Genomic DNA, 25,557 nt, shown 5'->3' with positions numbered 1-25,557 from the left:
TGAAACGATAGTTTCGCATCAAAGCATGAGTAAATCGCATAGATGATCGCACCGCGCCGCTTTCTTCCCTCCATTGCCTCGCTTCGCGCGCTCGAGGCGCTCGACCGGCTTGGCAGCGCCACCGCCGTGGCCGAGGAGTTGTCGCTGACGCAAAGCGCGGTCAGCCGGCAGTTGCAGACCCTCGAGGCGCAGATGGGTGTGCCGCTGATACTGCGCGAAGGCCGCCGGATGGCGTTGACGCCCCCTGCCCGCGCCTATGTGGCCGAAGTGCGCGAAGCGCTGCAGCAGATCGCCCAGGCGTCGCTGCGCCTGCGTGTGCAACCGCGCGGCGGATCGCTGGATCTGGCGATATTGCCCACCTTCGGCATGCGCTGGCTGGTGCCGCGGCTTGCGGATTTCGCGCGGCTTCATCCCGAGGTGACGATCAACATGGCAACCCGGCTTGCGCCGTTCAATTTCGCAACCCAGGCCTTCGATGCGGCGATCCATTACGGCAATGCGGACTGGCCTGGCACCGATCACATGCTGCTCAGGTCCGAAAGCGTGGTCGCCGTCTGCACCCCCGAACTGGCCATGCGGCGCCCCCTGCGCCAGGCGGCCGATCTGCGCGCCCTGCCGCTCTTGCATATCGAAACGCGCCCCAGTGCCTGGGGGGACTGGTTCACCGCCCATGGCGTGACCGCAGAGCCGCCGCAGGGCACGGTCTATGATCAGTTCGCCACGATCACCCAGGCCGCGCTGCATGGGCTGGGGGTCGCTCTGTTGCCGGACTACCTGGCAGAGCCGGACCTTGCCGCCGGACGCCTCGTGCCGGCCTATGGCGGGCCGACGCCTACGCGGGGGAATTATTATCTGGTCTGGCCGCGCAGCAAGTCGCAAGACAGCGCGCTGGGTCTGTTTCGCGACTGGCTGGCCACCCAGACCGGCGAGGAAGACAGCCTGCCGCGCTGATCGCCTTGCGGTGTCTTCTTGCCCCAAATATCCTGGGGGGAATGATCCGCAGGATTATGGGGGGCAACGCCCCCCTCCGCCGCATCAAAGCACGCGGGGCAGAATGACGGTGAACCGGCTGCCCTGTCCGGGGATGCTTTCGATCTTCAGCCGCCCGCGGTGCCGGTTCACGATATGCTTGACGATGGCCAGGCCCAACCCGGTGCCCCCCATTTCGCGTGACCGGTGGCTGTCCACCCGGTAAAAGCGTTCGGTCAGGCGCGGGATATGCACAGGGTCGATCCCGGGGCCGTTGTCGATCACCTCGGCGCAAAGCGCGGGCCCGCGCATCACCGGATCGCGTTCGATCACGCTGAGCCGCAGCAATACCTCGGGCGGGCGTCCGCCGTATTTGATCGCGTTCTCCACAAGGTTGCCGAAAACCTGGCGCAGCTGATCGGCATCGCCTTCCACGAAAAGCGGCCCTGCGTCGAAACGCGATTGCAGCTTGCCCCCGGCCTTTTCGGCCAGCGGTGTCAGGCTGTGCAGGACCGAGGCCAGCAGTTCGACAAGATCAAGCCGTGTGTCCGGGCGCACGCGCTCCATCTCCTCGACCTGGCTCAGGGACAGCAGATCGCGCACCAGCCTGTTCATCCGCTGCGCCTCTGTCTCCATGATGGCCAGGAACCGGTCGCGCGCCGCCGGATCATCGCGGGCCGGCCCTTGCAGGGTTTCGATGAACCCCATCAGCGCGGTCAGGGGGGTGCGCAGCTCGTGGCTGACATTGGCCACGAAATCGCGCCGCATCTGGCCGATCTGCTGGCGGTCAGTGACATCCTCGAAGCTGATCAGCACCCCGCTCGCCGGACCCGCCTCGACCATGGCGCAATGCGCGGTGTAGATCACATCCTGGTCGCCCTGCTTGGCCAGATAGCGCGCGGTGCCGGGTTTGCGCTGGCTGCGGCAGGTCTCGACTGCGTCCAGCACGGCGGGCTGGCGGATGGCGGTAATGAAGGGGCGCGCCTCGACCGGGCCCAGCAGCGCCTCGGCTTGCCGGTTCAGCCCCGCGATCCGGTCATCCTTGCCGACGAAGATAGCGGGCAAGGGCACGGCGTCCAGGATGGACCTGATCGTGGCCTCGGGCATCGGCGCGCCCCGTTCAGGCGGCGCCGCGGGCAGCGGCGACCGCGCGGGTGAACACCTCCAGCAGGGGGGCTTCTTCCTCCAACCCGACCGAGACGCGGAAAAAGCCTTCGCTCATGCCAAGGGCCTCGCGTTCGGCGGGGGCAAGGGCGCGATGCGATGAACTTGCCGGGTGCGACAGGGTCGTGCCCACATCGCCCAGGGTCGGTGCAAAGGCCAGGCCATCGGCGGCGCGGGTAAAGGCGTTGGCGGCCTTGCGCCCGCCCTCCAGCTCGAAGCTGACCATGTTGCAGCCGCGCGCGCCCAGAAGCGCCTTGGCGCGGGCCTGATCGGGGTGATCGGCGCGCATCGGGTAAAGCACGCGCTTGACGCCCGGCAGCGTCGCCAGGTGATCGGCCAGCGCCACCGCATTGGCCTCGGCCCGGTCGAAGCGCAGGTTGAACGTCGCCAGCCCCCGCTCCGCCAGCCAGCAGTCAAAGGGGCTGGCGGTCAGGCCCGTCGTCACGGCAAAGTCATAGATCGCCTTCTGCAGCACCGGATCGGCGGCGCAGGCATAGCCCAGCGTCACATCCGAATGGCCCGCCAGCAGTTTGGTCACCGAATGGATCACGATATCGGCGCCGGCATCGAAGGGGCGATAGGCGCGCGGCGTGGTAAAGGTGTTGTCCACCGCCAGCAGGATGCCGCGGGCCTTGCACAGACTGGCAAGGCCCTCGATATCGGCCACGCGCAGCGTCGGGTTCGACACGACTTCGACCAGGATCATCCGCGTCTCGGGGCGCAGCGCGGCCTCCATCGCGGCCACATCGGTGGGATCGGCCAGGCTGGTCGCGATCCCCAGGCGCGGCAGATCCTGCTTCATCAGCCGCAGCGAGCGGCCATAAAGCTGATCGCCCCCCAGCACGTGATCGCCCGCCTTCAGCAGGCCCATCATCACCGCCGTGACGGCCGACATGCCCGAGGATGTGACGATACCGCCTGTCCCGCCTTCCAGCAGATCAATCCGTCGCGCCAGCACATCGGCATTGGGATGGCCCTCGCGCGCATAGGTATAGCCCGAGGTGCGGCCCTCGTATTGCGCGTCAAGATCGTCGGGCGTGTCGGACGCATAGACGACCGATGGGCTCAGCGGGGTGACCACCGGGCGGCTGATGCTGTCAGGCAGGGGAACGGGGCGGATCAGGGATCCTTTGGAATTCTTCATGGGGTGTCTCTCTTGTTGGTGGCACAGAAGTGGCACAGGCGACAGCCAGCGGCAAGCGCTGCCGTGGCGGTCGCCATTGCGGTTTCTTCTTGCCTGAAATATCCCCGCCGGAGGCATCCGGCAGCGGCCATCAGAGCGGCGCCAGACCCTTGGCGAAGCGGCGCATATTGGCCTGGTAGCCCGTCGCCGAGCGGCGCAGCCCCTCGATCGCGGCCGCGTCCAGCTGGCGCACCACCTTACCCGGCGCGCCCATCACCAGCGATCCGTCCGGGATCTCCTTGCCCTCGGTGATCAGGGCCCCTGCCCCGATCAGGCAGTTCCTGCCGATCTTCGCGCCGTTCAGCACAGTTGCACCCATGCCGATCAGGCTGTTGTCGCCGATGGTGCAGCCATGCAGCATCGCCTTGTGCCCGATCGTGCAATTCTGCCCGATGACCAGCGGATACCCCATGTCGGTATGCATCACCGTGTTTTCCTGCACATTGCTGCCCGCGCCGATGTGGATCACCTCGTTGTCACCCCGCAGCGTCGCGCCGAACCAGACCGAGGCGCCGCTTTCCAGCACGACGTTACCGATCACATTGGCATCGGGGGCGATCCAGCAATCGCCATCAGCGGGCAGTTGCGGGGTTTTTCCGTCAAGGGTGTAAAGCGTCATGTGCGGTCCTCGAATTCCTTGTTGAGACGGCGAACGGTATCGACAAGCCCGGGTTGCTGCGACAGGCGCAGCCGTTCGGCGCTGACGATGGTCTTGAGACGTTCGAACGTGGCGTCCAGATCGTCATTGACCAGCACGAAATCATATTCCGGCCAATGGCTGATCTCGTCGCGCGACTTGGTCATGCGGGTGTCGATCACCTCGTCGCTGTCCTGCCCGCGCGAGCGCAGGCGGCGTTCCAGTTCGGGGATCGAGGGCGGCAGGATGAAGATCGACAGCACATGTTTGCCCAGGCTCGAGTTGCGGACCTGCTGCCCACCCTGCCAGTCGATATCGAACAGCACGTCCTGTCCTGCCTCGATCGCGGCGGCGACGGGTCCCTTGGGACTGCCGTAGAAATTCCCGAAGACCTCGGCATGTTCCAGCATCTCGTCACGCGCGACCATCTGTTCGAATTCGGCGCGGCTGTGGAAAAAATATTCGCGGCCGTGTTCCTCGCCGGGGCGCGGGGGGCGCGTTGTCGCCGATACCGAAAAGCGGATCGACGGGTCCCAGTCGCGCAGGCGCCGCGCCAGCGTGGACTTGCCCGCGCCCGAAGGCGAGGACAGGATGATCAGAAGCCCGCGTCTTTGTTCCATCGTCGTGCCTTCCCCTGCCGCAGCCTTACTGGATGTTCTGGACCTGCTCGCGCATCTGGTCGATCACGGTTTTCAGGTCCAGGCCGATCCGCGTCAATGCCTTGTGCTGCGATTTCGAACACAGCGTATTGGCCTCGCGGTTGAATTCCTGCATCAGGAAATCCAGCTTGCGGCCGACAGGTTCAGGCGCTTGCAGCAGATCCTGCGCCGCCGTGACATGGGCCCGCAGGCGGTCGACCTCTTCGGTGACATCGGCCTTGACGGCGATCAGCGCCAGTTCCTGTGCGATGCGCTGCGGATCGGCGCCCGCGCCGTTGTCCAGCACGCGGGCAAGGTTGGCGCGCAGGGTTTGGGCCATTTCGTCGGCACGCGCCTCGGTCGCGGCGGCGATCTGATCGACAAGCGTGGTGATCTGCGCCAATTGCGCCGTGATCACGGTCTGCAAGGCGCGCCCTTCCGTGCGGCGCATGGTCAGGAAATCGGCCAGCACATGGTCGAAATCGGCGATCAGCGCCTCAAGCAGCGGTGCGGTCTGGGCATCAAGGCTGCGAACCTCCAGCACGCCGCGCAGGTTCAGGATGTCGGCGGCGGTGGCGGGGGCCAGCGACAGGCCGGCCTCCATCGCTTCGGCCTCGACCAGGGCCATGGCCGCGATCACCGCGTTCAGCCCTGCGGGATTGACCGCCAGTTCGGCCTGGCCCTCGTCGCGTGCCAGCCGCAGGTTCAGCGTGACATTGCCACGCCCGATGGCGGCGGTCACGCGGGCGCGCAGCCGTGCTTCCAGCCCGTCGATCCAGTCCGGCACCCGCAGGCGCAGGTCCAGCCCCTTGCCGTTGACGCTGCGCAGATCCCAGGTCCAGGTGGCCCCGAGTGCCGCGCCCTTGGCGGTGGCAAATCCGGTCATCGACTCTATCACGCTGGTATCTCCCCGGTGTGCGTCTGCGGTAATCCGGTCGATCCCCTAGCCGTTCCAGCCCCGAACAGCAAGCACGTGAGGGCCTGCGCCGGCCGCGGTGCAGCGCTTGGGCCCGCGGCGCGCGCCGCAAGAAGCGGTCCCCGTTGCGGGCTTCGCGGGGTTAACCACATGTTGCGAAAACGCATCCGATTTATGGAAATTCGTGGCATGTTAAGACAACAGTAACCTTCCCAGGTGCACCACGGTGTCAGGCATGACGCGTGCCGGGCATTCAGTCCGCAGTGGTGCACTCCGGGTCAACCGAGGCCGGCATGTGCCGGACAGGATATACCTACATGCGTAACGACGCCACCGCACCAGGACCAGGCAACAAGAGCAACGTGATCGCGATGAACAGCCACCGCACCGAAACGCGGTTTCCCCATATCGCCCAGGTCGAAGCCTATTGGCACGCCTTGCGCGGCGCACGGCTGGTGCCCGACCGGTCCGAAGTCGATCCGCGCGGGATCGAGCGGGCGCTGGAATATGCGTTCATCCTGGAACAGGTGGCGCCGGGTGTCGGGCGGCTCAGGATCGCGGGCGGACATCTGGGCGATCTGCAGGGCATGGAGGTTCGTGGCATGCCGCTCAGCGCGTTTTTCCTGCCCGAGGCACGGACCGACCTTGCGGCTACGCTGGAACAGGTTTGCACCACGCCGACCGTCGCCACCTTGTCTTTGCTGGCCGAGACGGGGATCGGAAGGCCGGTGCTTGAGGCACGATTGCTGCTGTTGCCGATGACGGACGGCTTTGGCCAGATCACCCAGATCCTTGGATGTCTGGACAGCCAGGGAAGTATCGGGCGCGCGCCACGTCGATTTGCGATCACCGCCCGGCGGCTGACGCAGATCTTCCCGCGGGATGCCGCGCCCGAATGGCGGGGCCGCGTGGTCAAGCCGTCGGACAAGACGACCCTGGCGTCACAGCCCGGCCTGGCCGAGCCGCCTGCCCGCTTCGATGCGAACCCGCAACGCCGGTTCGATCATCTGCGGTTGATCAAGACGGACAGCTGACACAGAGCTGGCGGACAGTTGACGTCACGCCGCGCGCCTTTCAGCCTGCGGATGCGGCACATCAAAACGGCAGGCCGATGGCCTGCCGTTTCATGGTCTCATTGCGGTCTGGTCCCTGTGCGCGGATCAGACAGCTGCCTGGGCCTGGCGTTCCGCGCGCAGGCTGGACAGTTCCTCGGCCACGAGGAAGGCCAGTTCAAGCGACTGGCTGGCGTTCAGGCGCGGATCGCAGGCGGTGTGGTAGCGGTCCGACAGATCCTCGTCGCTGACCGCGCGCAGGCCGCCGGTGCATTCGGTCACATCCTGGCCTGTCATCTCGAAATGGACACCGCCCGGGATGGTGCCTTCGGCCTTGTGCACCGCGAAGAATTCACGCACTTCGCGCAGCACGGCATCGAAGGGCCGCGTCTTGTAGCCGCTGGACGATTTGATCGTGTTGCCATGCATCGGATCGCAGACCCACAGCACGTTGGCCCCCTCGTCGCGGACCGTCTTGATCAGGCGGGGCAGATGTTCGCCGACCTTGCCCGCCCCGAAACGTGCGATCAGGGTCAGGCGGCCCGCTTCGTTCTTCGGGTTCAGCTTGGCCATCAGAACCTTCAGGTCTTCCGAGGTCATGGAGGGGCCGCATTTCAACCCGATCGGGTTCAGCACACCACGGCAGTATTCCACATGCGCGCCATCGGGCTGCCGGGTGCGGTCGCCGATCCAGATCATGTGACCCGAGCCCGCCAGCCACTTGCCCGAGGTGGTATCAAGCCGGGTCAGCGCCTCTTCGTATTCCAGCAGCAAGGCCTCGTGGCTGGTGTAGAAATCGACCGTCTGCAGCGTATGCGCCATCTTGCTGTCGATGCCGGCCGCCTTGATGAAATCCAGCGTATCGCTGATACGGTTCGCCATGTCGCGGTATTTCGCGGCCTTCTCGCCTTCGGTGAAACCCAATGTCCAGCTATGGACCTGGTGCACATCCGCATAGCCGCCGGTCGAGAACGCACGCAGCAGGTTCAGCGTGGCGGCGGCCTGCAGATAGGCCTGCAACATGCGCTGCGGATCGGGCTGTCGCGCCTCTGGCGTGGCGGCCAGATCGTTGATGATGTCGCCGCGATAGGACGGCAGTTCGACACCGTCGATCACCTCGGTCGGGGCCGAGCGCGGCTTGGCGAACTGGCCCGCCATGCGACCGACCTTCACGACCGGAACCTTGGCGCCATAGGTCAGCACCATCGCCATCTGCAACATCACCTTGAAGGTGTCGCGGATCGCATTGGCGCTGAATTGATCGAAGCTTTCGGCGCAATCGCCGCCCTGCAGCAGGAACGCCTCGCCGCGCGCGGCTTCGCCCAATGCGGCTTTCAGCTTGCGCGCCTCACCCGCAAACACCAGCGGCGGATACTTGGACAGCTGCGCCTCGACGGCGGCAAGGGCCGCCGCGTCGGTATAGTCGGGCATCTGAACCCGGGGGCGGTTGCGCCAATCGGTTTTCTGCCACTCGGTCATGTCTGTCTCTCCGCGAAAGTCTTTATGTGTCGCTTCTATACAAAAGCTGCCGGGTGCATGCCACAACCGATTTCTGCGCGTCAGATGTTTGGCGACGTGAAAGGGTCGTATTCCGGCGCAAATGCGCGGCTGAATGCTGCGGTGACCCTTGATGATGCTCCGTAAACCTGATCAATTGAACGGCAACGATCATGGAGCGTTCTTGATGCCTTCGCCCCGCCAAGTGGCCAAAGACCCTGCTGTCGCGACGGCTCCGCGACGTTTCGTCTTTGTATTGCTGGACAATTTCACGCTTCTCAGTTTCGCCTCGGCGTTGGAAAGCCTGCGTATCGCCAACCGGATGCTGGAACGCACCGCCTATACCTGGATGCTGGTCGGCGAAGGCGGCACGCGGATGCGGTGTTCGGCCGGAACCGAATTCCAGCTGGACGGCGACCTGATCGAGCTGACGCGCGATGATGTCGTTGTGGTCTGCGGCGGCGTCGATGTGCAGAAATCCACAACCAAGAAGGTGATTTCCTGGCTGCGCCGCGAGGCGCGCAAGGGCATGCTTCTGGGCGGGCTGTGCACGGCCAGCTATGCGCTGGCCAAGGCGGGGTTGCTGGACGGCAAGCGCGCCACGATCCATTGGGAGAACCAGGACAGTTTCGCCGAGGAGTTCGAGGAGGTCGAACTGACCAAGTCGGTTTTCGTGATCGACGGAAATCGTTTCAGCACGGCGGGCGGCACCTCGTCGATCGACCTGATGCTGAAGCTGATCGCGAATGATCATGGCGAGGATGTCGCCAATCTTGTTGCGGATCAGTTCATCTATTCCTCGATTCGAACCGATCAGGACACGCAGCGCCTGTCGGTGCCCACGCGAATCGGGGTGCGCCACCCCAAGCTCAGCCGCGTGATCCAGATGATGGAAAGCCATATCGAAGAACCGATCAGCCCGTCGATCCTGGCGCGCGATGTGGGCATGTCCACGCGACAGCTGGAACGGTTGTTCCGCCGTTACCTGGCCCGCAGCCCCAAGCGCTATTACATGGAACTGCGCTTGCAGAAGGCGCGCAACCTGCTGATGCAGACCGACATGAGCGTCATCAACGTGGCGCTGGCCTGCGGCTTTGCCTCGCCCTCGCATTTCTCGAAATGTTACCGCGCGCATTACGACACCACGCCCTATCGCGAGCGCGGCAGCCATGCCACGCGGCTTTCGATCTGATCACCGCCGTCTGATCACCGCCGTCTGACCACCGCATCAGGGCGCGATGCGATAGAGCGTGCCGCGCGTCTCGTTGATGAACCAGACCGACCCGTCCGGTGCCTGCCGGATGTCGCGGACACGTTCGGTTTCGGGGCCTTTTATCTGGTCGATCTCGCGCAGGGGATTGCCGGACAGCCGCGCGATGTAATCGAACTTGAGCGAGCCCACCAGAACGTCGCCATCCTGAAGCGCGCCGTTCCGGTCGGGCCACAGGCTGCCGTTCAGCGCCGCCATGCCCGAGGGGGCGATGGACGGGTCCCAGTACATCACGGGTTGTTCCATGCCGGGTTTGGCCTTGCCCTCGCCTATTTTCAGACCGGAATAATGCCGCCCGTAGGAAATGACGGGCCAGCCGTAGTTCGCACCGCGCTGCACGCGGTTCACCTCGTCCCCGCCGCGCGCGCCATGTTCGTTGACCCACAGTTGCCCCTGTGCATCCAGCATCGCGCCCTGCGGGTTGCGATGCCCCCATGACCAGATTTCGGGCTGTGCGCCGGGCTGGTTCACGAAAGGATTGTCGGCGGGAATCGATCCGTCACGATTGATGCGGATGATCTTGCCGTTATGGCGCGACAGGTCCTGTGCGGCGTCGTCATCGCCGCGATCCCCGATGGTCAGGAAAATCGTGCCGTCGCGCCCTTCCACAAGGCGGCCGCCGAAATGACGCGGGCCTGACGAACCGGGCGCCATTTCGAACAGGATACGCAGGTTCTGCAACTGCGTGCGGTCGCGCGACAAGCGGCCGATCGCCAGCGCCGTACCCTCGGCGCGCCCCTGGGGCTTGGCAAAACTGAACAGGATCTCGCTACTTTCGGCGAAATCACGGGGCACCAGCACATCCAGCAGACCGCCCTGCCCGTTCGCGCGGATCGCGGGCAGCCCGCTGATCTGCTGGCGCCGGCCCTGGGGCGGCAGGTGCCACAGCCGCCCCTCGCGTTCCGTCACAAGGGTGCTGCCATCCGGCAGAAAGCCGATCGACCAGGGGGTTTCAAACCCGTCCGCCATGACCGCGACGTTCAGCGCTCGCCCTTGGCTTTCCAGCGCCCGTACCGCGCCGGGGGCGGCGAATGCCGCGGCGATCGCGATGACACATGCCACGAATTCTGGCCTGGCTCTCATGCTGCATCTCCCGGTTTTCTGCGGTGCCCGGGCCTGTTGCCCGCGCGACCGTACCCACGCCACACACCGGGCAGGATAGCGCCCCGCAGCGGCACGAAAAGTCGCATTCGCGTGAACAGGGCTGCCGTATTGCGCTTTTCTTTTGATCAAAGAGCAAATAATCTGCGCGCTGGAGTTTGGTTCCAACATGGGAGAAAAAAATGAAAAAACTGCTTTTGGCCACGGCCGCATCCGCCCTTCTGGCAGGTGCCGCATCGGCACAAGAGATCAAGATCGGCATCATCCTGGGTTTCACCGGGCCGCTTGAATCGATCACGCCGAACATGGCTGCCGGCGCAGAGCTGGCCATCGCCGAGGTCAATGCGGCCGGCACGCTGCTGGACGGCGCCACGGTCACAGCCGTACGCGGCGACTCGACCTGTATCGATGCCGGTGCGGCCACGGCCGCCGCAGAGCGTCTGATCACCTCGGAGAACGTGAACGCGATCATGGGTGCGGATTGCTCGGGTGTGACCGGCGCGATCCTGCAGAACGTCGCGCGCCCCAATGGTGTCGTGATGATCTCTCCCTCGGCGACCTCGCCGGGCCTGTCGACCGCCGAAGATGACGGCCTGTTCTTCCGCACCGCACCGTCGGATGCGCGTCAGGGCGTCGTGATGACCGAAGTGATCATGGATCGCGGCATCAAGTCGGTTGCGCTGACCTACACCAACAACGACTACGGCAAGGGTCTGGCCGACGCTTTCGCTGCGGCCTTCACCGCGGCGGGCGGCACCGTGACCATCAATGCCAGCCACGAAGACGGCAAGGCTGACTATTCTGCCGAAGTCGCGGCGCTGGCATCGGCCGGTGGCGATGTTCTGGTTGTTGCAGGCTATACCGACCAGGGCGGCAAGGGCATCATCCAGGCCAGCCTTGATTCCGGCGCCTTCGACACCTTCGTGCTGCCCGACGGCATGGTGGGTCAGCAGCTGGTCGACGATATCGGCTCGGGTCTGACAGGATCCTTCGGCCAGTATCCCGGCACCGACAGCGCCGGCGCCGAGATGTTCCAGGGCCTGGCCACTGCGGCCGGTTTCGACGGCACCTCGGCTTTCGCACCCGAAAGCTATGACGCCGCCGCCCTGATCATGCTGGCCATGCAGAAGGCCGGTTCGACCGCTTCGGCCGACTTCAAGGATCACGTCATGGACATGGCGAACGCCCCCGGCGAGCAGATCTTCCCCGGCGAGCTGGCCAAGGCGATCGAGATCATCAAGGCCGGTGGCGACATCGACTATGTCGGCGCGACCGCTGTCGAGCTGATCGGACCCGGTGAATCCGCGGGCAACTACCGCGAGATCGAGATCAAGGACGGCAAGATCGAGACTGTCAACTTCCGTTGATCTGACGCGATGAGAACCTGCGGCGCGGGGGAAATCCCCGCGCCGTTTGCATAAGATATAGGCACGCAAAAACAACAGTGCCGGGGGAAAAGGTATGATCAAGGTCGACAACGTCGTGAAGGCGTTTGGCGGTTTCCGTGCCGTCGATGGTGCCTCGCTCGAGATTGCACAGGGTGCCATCACCGGGCTGATTGGTCCCAATGGCGCGGGAAAGACCACGCTGTTCAACGTGATCGCGGGCGTGCTGAAGCCGACATCGGGCAAGGTGACCATGCTGGGCGAGGACATCACCGGGCTGGCCCCGCATGACCTGTTTCACAAGGGACTGTTGCGTACCTTCCAGATCGCGCATGAATTCGGCTCCATGACCTGCCGCGAGAACCTGATGATGGTGCCGGGCAACCAGTCGGGCGAGACGCTGTGGAACACATGGTTCGGCCGCAAGCGCATCGCCGACGAAGAGCGCGCCCTGCGCGCCAAGGCCGATGAGGTTCTGGAATTCCTGACCATCAGCCATCTGGCCGAACAGAAGGCCAGCCAGATTTCCGGCGGGCAGAAAAAGCTTCTGGAACTGGGGCGCACCATGATGGTGGATGCCAAGATCGTGTTCCTGGACGAGGTCGGCGCGGGCGTGAACCGCACCCTGCTGAACACGATCGGCGATGCGATCATCCAGCTGAACAAGGAGCGCGGCTATACGTTCGTGGTCATCGAACATGACATGGATTTCATCGGACGTCTGTGTGATCCGGTGATCTGCATGGCCGAGGGCAAGGTGCTGGCGCAGGGCACCCTGGCCGAGATCAAGGCCAATGAGCAGGTGATCGAGGCCTATCTGGGCACCGGCCTGAAGAACAAGGACAAGGTGGGCGCATGAGCAACAGCAACCCCTATCAGGATGATCGCGGCAACAAGGACCGCTCGATCACCAATCCCGCCGGACAGGGCACCGCCGAGCTGCGCCGCAAAAGCGGGCCCGTCAGCGCGGCACCCGATACGCCCTTTCTGATCGGTGACAGCATGACCGGCGGTTATGGCAAGGGGCCGGACATCCTGCATGACTGCACCATCGCCGTGGATCGCGGCGAGATCGCCGTGATCGTGGGCCCCAATGGCGCGGGCAAATCGACCGCGATGAAGGCCGTGTTCGGGATGCTGGACGTGCGCTCGGGCCGGGTCCTGCTGGACGGCGAGGATATCACCGCGCTGACCCCGCAGGACCGGGTGGTCAAGGGCATGGGCTTCGTGCCGCAGACGCATAACATCTTCACCTCGATGACGGTTGAGGAAAACCTCGAGATGGGGGCCTTCATCCGCACCGATGATTTCCGCGACACGATGGCCCAGGTCTATGACCTGTTTCCCATTCTGAAGGAAAAGCGCCGCCAGCCGGCGGGCGAGTTGTCAGGCGGTCAGCGCCAGCAGGTCGCCGTGGGCCGCGCGTTGATGACGCGGCCAAAGGTGCTGATGCTGGACGAACCGACGGCGGGCGTCAGCCCCATCGTCATGGACGAATTGTTCGACCGCATCATCGAAGTGGCGCGCACCGGCATTCCGATCCTGATGGTGGAACAGAACGCGCGCCAGGCCCTTGAGATCGCAGACAAGGGTTATGTCCTTGTGCAGGGGCGCAATGCCTTCACCGACACCGGCAAGGCCCTGATGGCCGATCCCGAGGTCCGCAGATCGTTCCTGGGGGGCTGAGGCATGGATCTTCTCAACGCATTCATCACGCTGGCGAATTTCGTCATCATCCCGGCCATTGCCTATGGCAGTCAGCTGGCGCTTGGCGCGCTTGGCGTGACGCTGATCTACGGCATCCTGCGGTTTTCCAACTTCGCCCATGGTGACACGATGGCCTTTGGCACCATGGTCACCATCCTGGTGACATGGCTGTTCCAGGCCTGGGGTATCAGCCTGGGGGTCTTGCCCACGGCGCTTCTGGCTCTGCCCTTCGGCATCGCGGGATGTGCGGCCTTCGTGCTGCTGACGGACCGCGCGGTCTATCGCTTCTACCGCGCGCAGAAAGCCAAGCCCGTGATCCTGGTGATCGTGTCGATGGGTGTCATGTTCATCATGAACGGCGTCGTGCGCTTCATCATCGGGCCGGACGATCACAACTTTTCGGATGGCGAGCGTTTCATCATCTCGGCGCGGACCTTCCGCGAGTTGACGGGGCTTGAGGAAGGGCTTGCGATCCGTACATCTACGGGCATCACCGTGATCACCGCCATTGTCGTCGTGGCGCTGCTGTTCTGGTTTCTGAACAAGACCCGGACCGGCAAATCCATGCGCGCCTATTCCGACAACGAGGATCTGGCCCTGCTGTCGGGGATCAACCCCGAACGCGTGGTGGTGGTGACCTGGGTGATCGTGGCTGCGCTGGCCACTGTGGCAGGCACGCTTTACGGTCTGGACAAGAGCTTCAAGGCCTTCACCTATTTCCAGCTGCTGCTGCCGATCTTCGCCAGCGCCATCGTCGGTGGCCTGGGCAGCCCGGTCGGCGCGATCGCGGGCGGGTTCGTCATCGCCTTTTCCGAGGTGACGATCACCTATGCCTGGAAAAAGGTCATTGTCTATGTGCTGCCCGACGGCATGGGGCCTGACGGATTGGTGCAGCTTCTGTCCACCGACTACAAATTCGCGGTCAGCTTCATCATCCTGCTGGTCGTGCTGCTGTTCCGCCCGACGGGCCTGTTCAAGGGGAAATCGGTATGAACGCCATGGTCAAGAACACGGGCCTGTTTGCCCTGGTCGCCCTGCTGATCGTGATTACCGGCTTGATGCAAAGCTGGAACACGGCACTGCTGATCCTGAACATGGGGCTGATCAGCGCGATCATGGCGCTGGGGGTCAACCTGCAATGGGGGTTTGCGGGGCTTTTCAACGTCGGCATCATGGGGTTCGTGGCCCTTGGCGGGCTTGCGACGGTGCTGATCGCCATGCCGCCCACGGAAGGCGCATGGGCGGCGGGCGGCCTGGGCATCGTGCTGGGGCTGCTGATGGGGGCTGCAACGATCGTGGCGGCCGTGCTGGCCTGGGCGCGCCTGCCCAAGGGCCGGGTACGCAGCCTTGCGGTGCTGGCGATCCTGATCGGCGGTTTCTTTCTGTTCCGGGCTGTCTTCGATCCGGGCGTGGCGGCTGTCGAGGCGATCAACCCCGCATCGACCGGCAATATCGGCGGTCTTGGCCTGCCGATCCTGCTGGCCTGGCCGGTGGGCGGTCTGCTGGCGGCGGGTGTCGCCTGGGTGATCGGCAAGACCGCCCTGGGTCTGCGCTCGGACTATCTGGCGATCGCGACGCTGGGTATCGCCGAGATCATCATCGCCGTGATGAAGAACGAGGACTGGCTGGCGCGCGGGGTCAAGAACGTGATCGGCCTGCCCCGCCCCGTTCCGCTTGAAGTGGATCTTCAGCGCGATCCGGAATTCGTCGAACGGGCCGCGGGTTTCGGTCTTGATGCGGTGACCGCCTCGACCATCTACGTCAAGCTGGAATATGCGGCCCTGTTCGCCGTGGTGCTGTTCATCCTGCTGTGGATGGCGCAAAAGGCGCTGAAGTCGCCATGGGGCCGGATGATGCGCGCGATCCGCGACAACGAGGTTGCGGCCGAAGCGATGGGCAAGGATGTCACCCGCCGCCATCTTCAGGTTTTCATCCTGGGGTCGGCCATCTGCGGCATCGCCGGGGCGATGATGACCACGCTGGACGGGCAGTTGACGCCCGGCACCTATCAGCCGCTGCGCTTCACCTTCCTGGTCTGGGTGATGGTGATCGTCGGCGGTTCGGGCAACAACTTCGGCTCGGTGCTTGGCGGGTTCCTGATCTGGTTCCTGTGGGTGCAGGTGGAACCGATCGGCCTGTGGCTGATGAGCACGCTGACATCGGGCATGGCGGATGGCGCGCTCAAGACGCATCTGATGGAAAGTGCCGCGCATATGCGGCTGTTCACCATGGGGCTGATCCTACTGCTGGTGCTGCGGTTCAGCCCGCGGGGTCTGATCCCCGAAAAGTAACCGGGGTCACCCGCAGTCAAAAGGCCCGCGCGGAGCGATCCGCACGGGCCTTTTGCGTTCTGTGGCAGGGATCAGCGCCCGCGGAACAGGCTGCCCAGGATGCCGCGCACGATGCGCCGCCCTGTCGTGCCCTTCAGTTCCTTGATCACCGCATTGCCCAAAGCCTCGCCAAAGCCTTCGGGCTCGCGGCTGCGGCTGCGGGATGTGGTGGCGCGACCGCGGCTTGCGGGCTCATCGGCCTGATAGCGGCGCGCGGCCTTGAATTCGCGCTCTTCCTCGGCGGCGCGGGCTTCGGCGGCGGCGGCCGCTTCGGCCTCGCGCGCGGCCTCTTCGGCAATACGCTTGAGCGCCTCATAGGCGGAATCGCGATCCAGTGGCGTTTCATACTTGCCGAACAGGTCCGATGTGCGGATCAGCGCCGCACGCTGCGCCGCCGTCACAGGCCCGATCTGCGAGGATGGCGGACGGATCAGGGTCCGTTCGACCATGCCGGGAATGCCCTTTTTCTCAAGCACCGATGTGACGGCCTCGCCCACACCGACCTCGCGGATCGCCTGTTCCGTGTCGAAACGCGGATTGGTCCGATAGGTCATTGCGGCGCGGCGCAGTTCCTGCTGGTCCTTGCCGGTGAAGGCGCGCAGCGCATGTTGCACCCGGTTGCCCAACTGGCCAAGGATCGTGTCAGGCACGTCGCCGGGGCTTTGGGTGATGAAATAGACGCCCACGCCCTTGGACCGGATCAGGCGCGCCACCTGTTCGACCTTTTCGACCAGCGCTTTGGGCGCATCGTTGAACAGCAGATGCGCCTCGTCGAAGAAGAAGACCAGCCTGGGTTTGTCCGGATCACCCACCTCGGGCAGGGTTTCGAACAGTTCCGACAGCAGCCACAGCAGGAAGGTCGCGTAAAGGCGCGGGCTTTGCATCAGCCGGTCGGCGGCCAGGATATTGACCATGCCGCGCCCATCCGCGTCGCAGCGCATCAGGTCGGCCAGTTCCAGCGCGGGCTCGCCGAAGAAATGCGTGCCCCCCTGGTTTTCCAGCACCATAAGCCGGCGCTGGATCGCACCCACTGAGGCGACCGCGATATTGCCGTAGCGCAGCGACACCTCGTTCCGGTTTTCGCCCAGCCAGACCAGAAAGGCCTGAAGATCCTTCAGATCCAACAGGGCCATGCCCTGTTCATCGGCCAGCCGGAACGCGATGTTCAGGATACCTTCCTGCGCTTCGGTCAGTTCCAGAAGCCGGCTCAGCAGCAAGGGGCCCATCTCGGCCACGGTGGTGCGTACGGGGTGACCCTGCTGGCCGAACATGTCCCAGAAGGTGACGGGAAAGGCGCCATAGCCGAAATCGTCGAAACCGATCTTGACCGCGCGTTCGCTGAACGGCTGGTGCAGCTTTCCTGCCGAGTCGCCGGGCATCGACAGACCGGACAGGTCCCCCTTCACGTCCGACATGAAGACCGGCACGCCTGCGGCGGAAAATCCTTCCGCCAGAATCTGCAGGGTCACTGTCTTGCCGGTGCCGGTGGCCCCGGCGATCAGCCCGTGCCGATTGGCATAGCGCAGCAGCAGCCATTGCTTTTCGGCATATCCATCGCCACCGCCACCCAGAAAAATAGCATCATCCATGCCCTGCCCCTTGTCACTGTTGCCTTACCTGCATGCGCCTGCGCGCAATTCGATACGAAGATACATTCTTAACTTTCTTCTGCCATAGTGAAACCTGCCCCGCACTGCTTTCCTTGCGGTTTGGGGCTTTTCCTCCCTGTCAGACTGGCCGCATCTTCGGATGCGGCCTTTTTTCGGATCAAGTCAGAATTGTGATCGCTTGCCTGTTGACCGACGATGGGATTCAAATTAGCGTGACGGCAATGACTAAGTCGGCCAGTCCGACAGGGAGCAAAAAAGTCGGAAAAGGGGACCTTTGGGTCCCTTTTTCTATGCTGCACCCGGGGGTTGTGCGGCGATCTTCATGTGGATGAAGATTGGCAGGTTTCCGCCCCGTCGGCCCTTTGCCCGGATTTTGGTTCAGATCCGCACTGACAATGGCGACCGGGCATGTTACAGCCCCGTCAACTTGGTTTTCAGGAACAGGACGGGATCACATGCCCAGAGTTTTGACAGGAATTTCTCTTATCGCGGCGCTGGCGCTGGTCAGCCCGGCCTTCGCCCAGACCACGGCTGAGACACCGGCTGAGACACCGGCCGCCCCGGCTGATCAGGGCCTGGCCATGGGCGAAACCGTGCAGGACGGCCCCAAGGTCGGCCAGCCCTATATTCGTGAAGTATCCGGCGACTGGTCGCTGGAATGCCTGAAGCTGGAAGAAGGCGAAGAGCCCTGCCAGCTGTTCCAGACCATGATGGACGACGAAGGCAACCAGGTGTCCAACATGCGGATCTTCAAGCTGCCAGCCGGTGGGCAGGCGGTGGCGGGTGCGCTGGTTGCCGTGCCTCTGGAGACGTTGCTGACCGCACAGCTGACCATCACCGTCGCGGGCGAGCAGCCCAGACGCTACCCGTTTTCGGTTTGTGATCGTCAGGGGTGCTACGCGCGGATCGGTCTGACGGCCGAGGATGTCGCCTCGTACAAGCGCGGCGCATCGGCCACCGTGACGCTGGTGCCCTTTGTCGCCCCGGATGAACGGGTCGAGGTGAAGCTGTCGCTGACGGGTTTCACGGCAGGTTTCGACAAGGTGACCGTGCCGACCGAGTGAGCGGCGCCTTTTCCTGCCTTGCGTTGCAAGTCCGACATGGCCGCCCCGCAAAAGGGCGGCCATTTCCATGAGGGAATGTTCAGATCCGGCGCAGCGCCAGCACTGCGTTCAGGCCACCAAAGGCAAAGGCATTCGACAGGGCAACCTCGACCGATGCCTCGCGCGCTTCGTTCGGGACGACATCCAGCGCGCATTCGGGGTCGAATTCCTCGTATCCGATCGTGGGGGCAATCACGCCATCGCGCAGGGCCATGATGCAGGCCAGCAGTTCCACCGCCCCGGTGGCGCCGATCAGATGCCCGTGCATCGACTTGGTGGACGAAATCATCAGACGGTCCGCATGGGGTCCGAACACATCGGCCACCGCGGCGCATTCGGTTTTGTCATTGGCGGCCGTGCCCGTGCCATGGGCGTTGATATAGCCGACCTTGTCAGCCGGGATTCCGGCATCCCGCAGTGCGCCGGATATGGCGCGCGCCGCCCCCTGCTTGGACGGCATGACGATATCGGCGGCGTCCGATGACATGGCAAAGCCCACGACTTCGGCCATGATGTCGGCCCCGCGCGCGCGGGCATGTTCGAATTCCTCGAAGACGAAGATCCCCGCCCCCTCGCCCTGCACCATGCCGTTGCGATTGGCCGAAAACGGACGGCATGCATCCTTGGACATGACGCGCAGCCCTTCCCAGGCCTTGATCCCGCCAAAACACAGCATCGATTCCGATCCGCCCGTGATCATCACCGGGCTCATCCCGGCGCGCACCATCTGGAAGGCCTGCGCCATGGCGTGATTGGATGAGGCGCAGGCGGTGGACACCGTGAAGCTGGGCCCCCGCAGATTGTATTCCATCGACACATGAGAGGCCGCCGCATTCATCATCAGCTTGGGCACCACGAAGGGGTGAACGCGGTTTTTCCCTTCCTCATAGACGGCGCGGTAATTGTCGTCCCATGTGCTGACGCCACCGCCGGCCGTGCCCAGCACCACCCCGGCCCGATTGGCCAGATCGCCGGTGAATTCCAGCCCGGCCTGTCCCAATGCCTCGCGCGCGGCCATCAGGGTGAACTGGGTGAACCGGTCGTAAAGGGTCATCTGCTGGCGGTTGAAATGGCCCTCGGCCTCGAACCCCTTGATCTGGCCGCCGATCTGGATCGACAAGCGTTCGACATCGCGAAACTCAAGCTGGCCGATACCGCAGCGCCCCTCGCGCATGGCGGCCAGGGTTTGCGGCACATCATGTCCCAGCGCGTTGATCGTGCCGGCGCCGGTGATGACGACCCGCTTCACGCGCTGTCCCGCTCTGCCACCAGTTTTTCGATGCCGGCGATGATGGCCGCGACCGAGGAGATGTCGAAATCCGATTTCTCGGGCTCGTTTGCGTTGAAGGGGATCGTGATGTCGAAGGCTTCCTCGATCGCGAAGATGCTTTCAACCAGGCCCAGGCTGTCGATGCCCAGGTCCTGGAGGGTGCTGTCAACCGTCACATCCGAAGGCTCCAGCACGGCCTGTTCGGCGATGATGGCGATGACCTTGTCCTGAATGCTCATGTGAACGCCCTTCAACTTTGGGCCGGCCCTGGGCCGGTCTGGTCTTGCGCTGCCGATTTAGTCACTCTTGTCAGACTTGAAAACAGCTTTCTGGATCGCTGCGACGTCACGGAACAGGCGCGGCAGCCGGCGCAGCGCCTTGTAGCTTTCGATATGGCTGTCCATTTTCACGGCCGGATAGCCCAGCATGACCCGGCCCGCCGGCACGTTGGACATCACCTTGGTCGCGCCTCCGGTGATCACGTTGTCACCGATGAACAGGTTGTCGCCGACCCCGGTCTGGCCGGCCAGCACGACATTGTTGCCCACCTGGGTCGATCCCGCGATGCCGACCTGCCCGCAGATCAGGCAATCGTTGCCGATCACGACATTATGGCCGATATGCACCAGGTTGTCGAACTTGACCCGGTCACCGATGCGGGTGTCGCGGACCGTGCCACGGTCGATGCAGCTGTTGGCGCCCAGTTCCACATCGTCGCCGATGGTGACACTGCCCAACGAATGGATGCGTGCCCAGGATTGCGCGGCCACCGTGCCCTGGTCACCCAGGGTGGCGCGTGCCTTTTCGACGCCGGAGGGTTCGGGCGTCACGAAGGAAAAGCCGTCAGCGCCGACGATGGCGCCGGGATGGGCAAAGAACCGGTCGCCGATCGTGACGCGCGCGCCAAGGCGCACGCCTTCGCGCAGAAAGCCATGCGCGCCAAGCGTCACATCGGCCCCGATATAGCTTTGCGGGCCGATCACCGCGCCCGCGCCGATGGTGGCGCGCGGTCCGATGACCGCCAGCGCGCCGACAGTCACGCCGTCGCCAAGTACGGCAGAGGGGTCGATCACCGCCGATGGGTGGATGCCTGAGCCGAAGTCTTCGCCCCTGTCCATCATCGCGCTGAGGCCGGACAGCGCATAGCGGGGGCGCGGCGCCACGATGGCGGCCTGCAGCCCCATCGCCCGCCAGTCGGCCCCGGCCCAGAGCATCGCGGCCCTTGCCTGGCCCTTTGGCAGGTCCTCGGCATATTTCGGCGACATGGCCAGCGCCAGATCATCGGGGCCGGCCATGCCCGGCTCGGCCACGGCGGCAATGTGCAGATCCACCGCGCCGAACGCTTCGGCCCCAAGGGCCGCCGCGATTTCCTTTACCGTGTAGGTCATGCTGCCCCCCGTTTCTGACGGGGCAGATTTACCCCTGAACCGCGCGCAGTTCCACCCCTGCCCGTTCCAGTGCGTCCCATATCTTTGCGTCACGCCCGTAAACATCGGCGCGGAAGTTGGTGCGCCCCTTCGCATTGGTGAAGGCGGTGCGGTAGATCAGGTGCACCGGCACCGGGTCGATCAGGTTGACGCGCGTCTGCTTGCCCGAATCCAGGATCGTGTTGAAGAAGGTCTTCGGATCGACCTCCTGCCGCGCCAGCAGCGCATAGGCGAAATCATGCGGATCGTTCAGGCGCACGCAGCCGTTGGAATAGGCCCGGCTTTCGCGGGAAAACAGGGTTTTGTCCGGGGTGTCGTGCAGATAGATCGCGTAAGGGTTGGGGAACATGAACTTGACCGTTCCCAGTGCGTTCGACCGGCTGGGCGGCTGGCGCAGGTTGTAGGGAAAGGTGCGCGCCGTGTAGCGCGAGAAATCGATGTTGCCACGCGGAATGACCCGCCCGCGCGCGTCCGTCACCTGCAGATGCGACAATGCGTTGGGGTTGCGTTGCAGCGCCGGCAGGTAATCGCGCTGGATGATGCCGGTGGGCACGGTCCAGTCTGGATTGATCTCGAGATAGGTCATCATATCCGAGAATTCCGGGGTACGCTTGGCCGGATCGACCGCACCGATCACCGAACGGGTCTGGAATGTCACCTTGTCATCGTCGATGATCTTGGACTGGAAATCGGTCAGGTTGACCAGGATATGCCGCTTGCCGCGTTCCGCACCCAGCCAGCGTTCGCGTTCCATCGCGACGATCACGGCTTTCAGCCGGTCTTCGACGGGGACATTCAGCTGGGACAGGGTGCTGTCGCCGGCCACACCATCCGCGGTCAGGCCGTGATCGACCTGAAAGGTCTGCACCGCGGCCTGGATCGCGCCATCATAGGTCAGGCTGGCGCTGCGATCGAGATAGCCCATCGCGACCAGCCGGTTACGCAGTGCGATGACCTCCGGCCCGCTATCGCCGGGCCTGAGCGTCTTGGCAGGAACCGTTGGCCCCCAGCCGCCAAGCCCCATCAACTGCTCCAGCCGCATCTTTTCCTTCATCAGCCGGTTGTATTCCGCCGTGGCCGGGGCAAGCGCCCGGAAGAATTCCGAGGGATTGCTTGTCGAGAAGGCATTCAGCACCGAAAAGCGATCCTGATAGGTGACCTTGCGGACGATGCCGCGATCCACCTCTGATGGCACGATGATGCCGGAATGCAGATCGCGTGCGATCCGCAGCAGGCTGCGCGACAGCTCCACCTCCAGCAGACCCAGCTCGCGGGGGGTGCGCGCCTTTTGCATCGCCTCCATCAGCGCCTCGCCCTTGTAGCGGGGGCTGGGCAAACCATGCGCGGGCGCCTCGGCGATGGCCAGCATCAGGGCGCGGCGCCGGGCGGTATCGGCCTCGGACGCGCCGGTCCAGATCGGGGTGTAGCCATTCGCGCGGTAGAAGGCGGCGATATCGCCATCCGTTGCGGCGGCTTCCGCGATGGCCTGGCGGAACAGCCCGATCCGCGTGTCTTCACGCGTCTGCGCGAGGGACTGCACCTGTTCGGCGGTCAGCGATTGCGCCTGCGCGGCGGGGGCATGGCCCAGGTTGACACCTGCCGCGATGCAAAACGGCAGAATGACGGCCGCAAGCCATCCGCTGCGGACATGATGGGACAACCGGGCTTTCGGGGCGATGACGACGCCAGACATTGCGTTCCTCACTCAGTAAAGATCAAAACCTTGTATTGACATGTGAAAACAGGCGTGGCGTTTGTCCACTCACATTTTGTCATGTGGTGTTTCGCGGCATACGGGTGGTGCAGGCTTGCATCGCTTCGCGCAGAATCGGCAAGCGACCGGCGCGATTGGCGATATTTTGCCGAAAAGGGCTTGTGCGGTCAAAAACTGCAAATTCACGGGTTGGTTCACGATTCCTTATCTGCCATAGATTACGCATCATCTGGGGATGGATGGCAGATACCCGTGTAACATCACGGGTCAACAGGCAAGCGACGGGACAGACGCGTACAATGACTGACGACACCTCCTCGAGCATTTCGCGGCGCGCCCTTCTGGGTGCATTCGCGGCAACAGCTCTGACAGCGGCACCGACCTATTCCAATGCGGCGGGCTTTCTGCGGCGTAGCGGCGACATCCGGCGGATCAAGATGTATTCCGGGCGGACGGGCGAAAGGCTGGACACGATCTACTGGGTCGAAGGTGAATACATCAAGGACGCCGTCGCCGAGATCAATCATTTCATGCGTGACTGGCGGACCAACGACATCAAGAACATGGATCTGCGCACCATCGACATCATGGCCGCCGCGCATAACCTGCTGGATGTGAACGAACCCTATCTTCTTCTGTCCGGCTATCGCAGCCCCAAGACAAACGCGATGCTGCGCTCCAACTCCTCGGGTGTTGCGCGCAACTCGTTGCATCTTCAGGGACAGGCGGCCGACCTGCGCCTGGCTTCCCGGTCCGTGGGACAGATGGCGCGTGCCGCCGCGGCGTGCCGCGCGGGTGGCGTGGGCAGCTATTCGCGGTCGAATTTCGTGCATATGGATTGCGGTCCGATCCGCAACTGGGGCCGGTAAGCGACAGCGCAACCGGCGCATCCCGTTCTTCAGGTCTAGTTTCAGCCCGCAGATGATCATCTGCGGGTTTTTGAATGCCTGTGCGGCATTTTCCCGCTTGCAGGGAATCTGCTTTTGTCGCAACTGCATTCAAAAGGCCGATCCGAGGAGGACCCACAGATGACGGCAATCCTGACCGGGGGCAAAACCCCGGCCTTGCCCAGCGTTGCCCTTCTGGTGACATTGCAGGCCGTCGTGTCGGCCGCGTCACTGGTGGTCGAGATCGTGGCGGGACGCATGCTGGCGCCCTATGTGGGCATGTCGCTCTATACCTGGACCTCGATCATCGCGGTGGTGCTGGCCGGGTTTTCCGCCGGTCACTGGGCCGGTGGACGTATTGCCGAAATGCAGACCCCGCGCGCCCTGTTGTGGACAGGCTGGTCGATGCTTGGCGCGGGTGTGACCACGGCACTGGCCGTTTTCGTGCTGCGCAGCGGGGCCGATATCCTTCTGCCGCATATCGCCAATCCCATCGGCGCGATTGTCGCGCTGTGCATGATCGCGTTTTTCCTGCCCTCGTTCTTCGCGGGGATACCGGCGCCGGTGCTGGCGCAGATTTCAGTTGCCGCGGCGCCGGACCATTCGGGCCGGGCGCTGGGGGCGATGTTCGCCTCGGGGGCGATCGGGGCCATTCTGGGCACCTTGCTGGCGGGTTTCGTCTTTGTGGCATGGCTGGGATCGGTGGGCACTCTGGCGCTGGTCACGCTGTGCTATCTTCTGTCCGCACTTCTTCTGCTGTGGCTGGCGCGGCGCGCGGGCGATCCGTCGGGGATGCTGATGGCCGGGCTGGCAATGCTGGTCGGCTTGCTGCTTGCCGGGGCCACGGTTGCACAGCCATCGCCCTGCACCGAGGAAAGCGATTACTTCTGCATCCGGGTCGAGGATGTCTCGGCCAATCCCGAAAGCCCCGTGCGGATGATGGTGCTGGACCATCTGGTGCATGGCGTGTCGGCCCGCGACCTGCCTGACGTGATCTTTTACGATCATGCGGCCTTGCTGGACCTTCTGGCGCGCGAACGGATGGGGGGCAGCGACTTTTCTGCGTTTTTCATCGGTGGCGGCACTTTCACCGTGCCGCGCAAATGGTCAACGCTGGATCCGCAACCGGATGTGACCGTGGCCGAGATCGACCCGACCGTGACGGAAGTGGCGATCCGCGATTTCTGGTTCGATGCCACGGATACCCGGATCCTGAACCAGGATGCCCGCGCCGCCCTGCGGACCGACGGCAGCCGCTATGACGTGATCATCGGCGATGCCTTCACCGATATCGCCGTGCCCGCGCATCTGGTGACGCAGGAATTCTTTGAACTGGTGCGCGATCACCTGACCGAGGATGGCGTGTATCTGATGAACGTCATCGACCATGCCGACAGGATGATTGCGCTGATGTCACTCGTCCATACGCTGGAGCAGGTTTTCCCCCATGTCGAGATCTGGACCGAGGCGCGTCGCCCCGAACCCGGCGAGCGGATGATCAACATCATCGCCGCAGGCTTCGGCCCGACGGATAAAGACCTGCTGCAAGGCTTGTCGCCCGCGCCGATCACTTTCGGGCGCATTCCGCCAAAGGCCGTCGCGCAACTCAAGGCGCTGCGTAAGCCGATCGTGCTGACCGACGATTACGCGCCCATTGATCGGTTGATCGGCGCGGAAAGCTACTGATCGCAGGGTTT

At 64.0% G+C, this 25,557-nt stretch carries 23 protein-coding genes; 11 read left to right on the top strand and 12 right to left on the bottom strand.

What is annotated here, in order from left to right; all coding sequences use genetic code 11:
* The first annotated feature begins 42 nt into the window (after nucleotides 1-42).
* Nucleotides 43-951, top strand: a complete 909-nt coding sequence (locus ACFQ3C_RS15755) for a LysR substrate-binding domain-containing protein (RefSeq protein WP_380793755.1) — start codon at nucleotides 43-45, stop codon at nucleotides 949-951.
* A gap of 84 nt (nucleotides 952-1,035) precedes the next feature.
* Here the strand turns inward: ACFQ3C_RS15755 and ACFQ3C_RS15750 are convergent, their stop codons facing one another.
* The 5 genes from ACFQ3C_RS15750 to ACFQ3C_RS15730 all read right to left on the bottom strand — a co-directional run bounded on the left by ACFQ3C_RS15750 (nucleotide 1,036) and on the right by ACFQ3C_RS15730 (nucleotide 5,477).
* A complete protein-coding gene (locus ACFQ3C_RS15750; RefSeq protein ID WP_380793753.1) occupies nucleotides 1,036-2,076 on the bottom strand; it encodes an ATP-binding protein in 1,041 nt (346 codons plus the stop codon).
* A 13-nt stretch (nucleotides 2,077-2,089) separates the two neighbouring features.
* Nucleotides 2,090-3,277: a trans-sulfuration enzyme family protein gene (locus tag ACFQ3C_RS15745; protein ID WP_380793751.1), complete on the bottom strand. Its 1,188-nt coding sequence runs from the start codon at nucleotides 3,275-3,277 to the stop codon at nucleotides 2,090-2,092.
* A 130-nt stretch (nucleotides 3,278-3,407) separates the two neighbouring features.
* Nucleotides 3,408-3,935 (bottom strand): gamma carbonic anhydrase family protein, encoded by a 528-nt coding sequence (locus tag ACFQ3C_RS15740; RefSeq protein ID WP_380793749.1) that lies wholly within the window; start codon nucleotides 3,933-3,935, stop codon nucleotides 3,408-3,410.
* Nucleotides 3,932-4,573 carry a guanylate kinase gene (gmk, locus tag ACFQ3C_RS15735; protein WP_380793747.1) on the bottom strand — a complete coding sequence of 214 codons (642 nt, stop codon included), beginning with the start codon at nucleotides 4,571-4,573 and terminating at the stop codon, nucleotides 3,932-3,934. Before gmk ends, ACFQ3C_RS15740 begins: the two co-directional genes overlap by 4 nt.
* Before the next feature lie 25 nt (nucleotides 4,574-4,598).
* Nucleotides 4,599-5,477, bottom strand: coding sequence for a YicC/YloC family endoribonuclease (locus tag ACFQ3C_RS15730; protein WP_380793745.1), 879 nt, complete (start codon nucleotides 5,475-5,477; stop codon nucleotides 4,599-4,601).
* Nucleotides 5,478-5,824: 347 nt separating this feature from the next.
* Here ACFQ3C_RS15730 and ACFQ3C_RS15725 point away from each other — a divergent pair, with 347 nt between their 5' ends.
* Nucleotides 5,825-6,541 (top strand): PAS domain-containing protein, encoded by a 717-nt coding sequence (locus ACFQ3C_RS15725; RefSeq protein ID WP_380793742.1) that lies wholly within the window; start codon nucleotides 5,825-5,827, stop codon nucleotides 6,539-6,541.
* A 126-nt stretch (nucleotides 6,542-6,667) separates the two neighbouring features.
* Here the strand turns inward: ACFQ3C_RS15725 and ACFQ3C_RS15720 are convergent, their stop codons facing one another.
* The gene (locus tag ACFQ3C_RS15720; RefSeq protein ID WP_380793740.1) at nucleotides 6,668-8,038 is read right to left on the bottom strand and encodes a class II 3-deoxy-7-phosphoheptulonate synthase; all 1,371 of its coding nucleotides are present in this window, start codon (nucleotides 8,036-8,038) and stop codon (nucleotides 6,668-6,670) included.
* A 205-nt stretch (nucleotides 8,039-8,243) separates the two neighbouring features.
* Here ACFQ3C_RS15720 and ACFQ3C_RS15715 point away from each other — a divergent pair, with 205 nt between their 5' ends.
* On the top strand, nucleotides 8,244-9,248 hold the full coding sequence (locus ACFQ3C_RS15715) for a GlxA family transcriptional regulator (RefSeq protein ID WP_380793738.1): 1,005 nt from the start codon (nucleotides 8,244-8,246) through the stop codon (nucleotides 9,246-9,248).
* A 36-nt stretch (nucleotides 9,249-9,284) separates the two neighbouring features.
* Here ACFQ3C_RS15715 and ACFQ3C_RS15710 read toward each other — a convergent pair whose 3' ends face one another.
* Entirely contained in the window at nucleotides 9,285-10,409 is a 1,125-nt protein-coding gene (locus ACFQ3C_RS15710) for a PQQ-dependent sugar dehydrogenase (protein WP_380793736.1), read from the bottom strand.
* A gap of 200 nt (nucleotides 10,410-10,609) precedes the next feature.
* Here ACFQ3C_RS15710 and ACFQ3C_RS15705 point away from each other — a divergent pair, with 200 nt between their 5' ends.
* The 5 genes from ACFQ3C_RS15705 to ACFQ3C_RS15685 all read left to right on the top strand — a co-directional run bounded on the left by ACFQ3C_RS15705 (nucleotide 10,610) and on the right by ACFQ3C_RS15685 (nucleotide 15,810).
* On the top strand, nucleotides 10,610-11,794 hold the full coding sequence (locus ACFQ3C_RS15705; protein ID WP_380793734.1) for an ABC transporter substrate-binding protein: 1,185 nt from the start codon (nucleotides 10,610-10,612) through the stop codon (nucleotides 11,792-11,794).
* Nucleotides 11,795-11,888: 94 nt separating this feature from the next.
* Entirely contained in the window at nucleotides 11,889-12,671 is a 783-nt protein-coding gene (locus ACFQ3C_RS15700; protein ID WP_380793732.1) for an ABC transporter ATP-binding protein, read from the top strand.
* Nucleotides 12,668-13,498 carry an ABC transporter ATP-binding protein gene (locus tag ACFQ3C_RS15695; RefSeq protein WP_380793730.1) on the top strand — a complete coding sequence of 277 codons (831 nt, stop codon included), beginning with the start codon at nucleotides 12,668-12,670 and terminating at the stop codon, nucleotides 13,496-13,498. The genes ACFQ3C_RS15700 and ACFQ3C_RS15695 overlap by 4 nt, the downstream gene beginning before the upstream one ends.
* 3 nt (nucleotides 13,499-13,501) lie before the next feature.
* Nucleotides 13,502-14,512: a branched-chain amino acid ABC transporter permease gene (locus ACFQ3C_RS15690; RefSeq protein ID WP_380793726.1), complete on the top strand. Its 1,011-nt coding sequence runs from the start codon at nucleotides 13,502-13,504 to the stop codon at nucleotides 14,510-14,512.
* Entirely contained in the window at nucleotides 14,509-15,810 is a 1,302-nt protein-coding gene (locus tag ACFQ3C_RS15685; RefSeq protein ID WP_380793724.1) for a branched-chain amino acid ABC transporter permease, read from the top strand. The genes ACFQ3C_RS15690 and ACFQ3C_RS15685 overlap by 4 nt, the downstream gene beginning before the upstream one ends.
* A gap of 71 nt (nucleotides 15,811-15,881) precedes the next feature.
* Here ACFQ3C_RS15685 and ACFQ3C_RS15680 read toward each other — a convergent pair whose 3' ends face one another.
* Nucleotides 15,882-17,438, bottom strand: a complete 1,557-nt coding sequence (locus ACFQ3C_RS15680) for a helicase HerA-like domain-containing protein (RefSeq protein WP_380793722.1) — start codon at nucleotides 17,436-17,438, stop codon at nucleotides 15,882-15,884.
* 476 nt (nucleotides 17,439-17,914) lie between these two features.
* Here ACFQ3C_RS15680 and ACFQ3C_RS15675 point away from each other — a divergent pair, with 476 nt between their 5' ends.
* Nucleotides 17,915-18,523, top strand: a complete 609-nt coding sequence (locus ACFQ3C_RS15675; RefSeq protein WP_380793720.1) for an invasion associated locus B family protein — start codon at nucleotides 17,915-17,917, stop codon at nucleotides 18,521-18,523.
* 79 nt (nucleotides 18,524-18,602) lie between these two features.
* Here ACFQ3C_RS15675 and ACFQ3C_RS15670 read toward each other — a convergent pair whose 3' ends face one another.
* The 4 genes from ACFQ3C_RS15670 to ACFQ3C_RS15655 are packed head-to-tail and all read right to left on the bottom strand — an operon-like array spanning nucleotide 18,603 to nucleotide 22,952.
* Nucleotides 18,603-19,811: a beta-ketoacyl-[acyl-carrier-protein] synthase family protein gene (locus tag ACFQ3C_RS15670; protein WP_380793718.1), complete on the bottom strand. Its 1,209-nt coding sequence runs from the start codon at nucleotides 19,809-19,811 to the stop codon at nucleotides 18,603-18,605.
* Nucleotides 19,808-20,071 carry an acyl carrier protein gene (locus ACFQ3C_RS15665; protein ID WP_380793716.1) on the bottom strand — a complete coding sequence of 88 codons (264 nt, stop codon included), beginning with the start codon at nucleotides 20,069-20,071 and terminating at the stop codon, nucleotides 19,808-19,810. Before ACFQ3C_RS15665 ends, ACFQ3C_RS15670 begins: the two co-directional genes overlap by 4 nt.
* Before the next feature lie 57 nt (nucleotides 20,072-20,128).
* Nucleotides 20,129-21,220 carry a UDP-3-O-(3-hydroxymyristoyl)glucosamine N-acyltransferase gene (gene lpxD / locus ACFQ3C_RS15660; RefSeq protein ID WP_380793714.1) on the bottom strand — a complete coding sequence of 364 codons (1,092 nt, stop codon included), beginning with the start codon at nucleotides 21,218-21,220 and terminating at the stop codon, nucleotides 20,129-20,131.
* 28 nt (nucleotides 21,221-21,248) lie between these two features.
* Nucleotides 21,249-22,952 (bottom strand): L,D-transpeptidase family protein, encoded by a 1,704-nt coding sequence (locus ACFQ3C_RS15655; RefSeq protein ID WP_380793712.1) that lies wholly within the window; start codon nucleotides 22,950-22,952, stop codon nucleotides 21,249-21,251.
* A 320-nt stretch (nucleotides 22,953-23,272) separates the two neighbouring features.
* Between ACFQ3C_RS15655 and ACFQ3C_RS15650 the strand changes: the two genes are divergently transcribed.
* Together ACFQ3C_RS15650 and ACFQ3C_RS15645 are read left to right on the top strand one after the other, a co-directional pair.
* On the top strand, nucleotides 23,273-23,842 hold the full coding sequence (locus ACFQ3C_RS15650) for a YcbK family protein (protein ID WP_380793710.1): 570 nt from the start codon (nucleotides 23,273-23,275) through the stop codon (nucleotides 23,840-23,842).
* A gap of 159 nt (nucleotides 23,843-24,001) precedes the next feature.
* Complete coding sequence (locus tag ACFQ3C_RS15645; RefSeq protein ID WP_380793708.1) at nucleotides 24,002-25,546, top strand: fused MFS/spermidine synthase; 1,545 nt, start codon at nucleotides 24,002-24,004, stop codon at nucleotides 25,544-25,546.
* Nucleotides 25,547-25,557 lie beyond the last annotated feature (11 nt).

Origin of the sequence: Seohaeicola saemankumensis, assembly GCF_042678485.1 — a bacterium.
Taxonomy (GTDB): domain Bacteria; phylum Pseudomonadota; class Alphaproteobacteria; order Rhodobacterales; family Rhodobacteraceae; genus Seohaeicola; species Seohaeicola saemankumensis.
This window is presented reverse-complemented; position numbering and strand designations above follow the sequence as displayed.